The organism is Streptomyces sp. MspMP-M5 (assembly GCF_000373585.1).
In the GTDB taxonomy this organism is placed as follows: Bacteria; Actinomycetota; Actinomycetes; order Streptomycetales; family Streptomycetaceae; genus Streptomyces.
In genome coordinates, this window is sequence record NZ_KB891875.1 from 1 (window position 1) to 1,042 (window position 1,042).

Sequence of the window (1,042 nt, forward strand, 5' to 3'; positions counted from 1 at the left end):
CCCTTGGGACCGACTCCAGCCCCAGGATGCGACGAGCCGACATCGAGGTGCCAAACCATCCCGTCGATATGGACTCTTGGGGAAGATCAGCCTGTTATCCCCGGGGTACCTTTTATCCGTTGAGCGACGGCGCTTCCACAAGCCACCGCCGGATCACTAGTCCCTACTTTCGTACCTGCTCGACCCGTCAGTCTCACAGTCAAGCTCCCTTGTGCACTTACACTCAACACCTGATTACCAACCAGGCTGAGGGAACCTTTGGGCGCCTCCGTTACCCTTTAGGAGGCAACCGCCCCAGTTAAACTACCCACCAGACACTGTCCCTGATCCGGATCACGGACCCAGGTTAGACATCCAGCACGACCAGAGTGGTATTTCAACAACGACTCCACACCAACTGGCGTTGGCGCTTCACAGTCTCCCACCTATCCTACACAAGCCGAACCGAACACCAATATCAAGCTATAGTAAAGGTCCCGGGGTCTTTCCGTCCTGCTGCGCGAAACGAGCATCTTTACTCGTAATGCAATTTCACCGGGCCTATGGTTGAGACAGTCGAGAAGTCGTTACGCCATTCGTGCAGGTCGGAACTTACCCGACAAGGAATTTCGCTACCTTAGGATGGTTATAGTTACCACCGCCGTTTACTGGCGCTTAAGTTCTCAGCTTCGCCCCACCGAAATGGAGCTAACCGGTCCCCTTAACGTTCCAGCACCGGGCAGGCGTCAGTCCGTATACATCGCCTTACGGCTTCGCACGGACCTGTGTTTTTAGTAAACAGTCGCTTCTCGCTGGTCTCTGCGGCCACCCCCAGCTCAGACAGTAAATGCCATCACCGGAAATGGCCCCCCTTCTCCCGAAGTTACGGGGGCATTTTGCCGAGTTCCTTAACCATAGTTCACCCGAACGCCTCGGTATTCTCTACCTGACCACCTGAGTCGGTTTAGGGTACGGGCCGCCTTGAAACTCACTAGAGGCTTTTCTCGACAGCATAGGATCATCCACTTCACCACAATCGGCTCGGCATCAGGTCTCAGACTAT

The 1,042-nt window shown here is 55.0% G+C and carries 1 rRNA gene; it reads right to left on the reverse strand.

The features are described 5' to 3' along the window. A 23S ribosomal RNA gene (locus B073_RS0107225) occupies window positions 1-1,042 on the reverse strand; the annotation flags it as partial.